The organism is Paramesorhizobium salinisoli (genome assembly GCF_003335045.1).
GTDB classification, from domain to species: Bacteria; Pseudomonadota; Alphaproteobacteria; order Rhizobiales; family Rhizobiaceae; genus Paramesorhizobium; species Paramesorhizobium salinisoli.
Genome location: NZ_QOZG01000141.1, coordinates 1 through 289 on the forward strand (window position 1 = coordinate 1; position 289 = coordinate 289).

Consider the following 289-nt stretch of genomic DNA (forward strand, 5'->3'; position numbering starts at 1 on the left):
ACGCCGGCAACCGCGTTGATGAAGCAGGCGGTAGAGCTTCCGCTTATCGACTGGCCGTGTCTCGAAAACTTCATGCGCGACGTCGAAACCCTGCTATCGCCGCATGGCGAGCGGAGGGCCGCGCCGACGCCGCGCACCGCCTCGAATGACAACGTGGCCGACAATTTTTTCCGGCGTGTGAACCAAGCTGCGCTTGACGATCTGGGCGCGTGGGTTCCGGCCCTTGGGCTACCGAAAACCACGCTTCAGGGCGCTGGTTATCGTGCTGTTTGCCAATGGCGTGGTGTGA

1 protein-coding gene is annotated in these 289 nt (G+C 62.3%); it reads left to right on the forward strand.

From position 1 onward, the window contains the following. Positions 1-289: hypothetical protein (locus DUT91_RS26010; protein ID WP_160113733.1), on the forward strand; the 289-nt coding region annotated here is incomplete at both ends.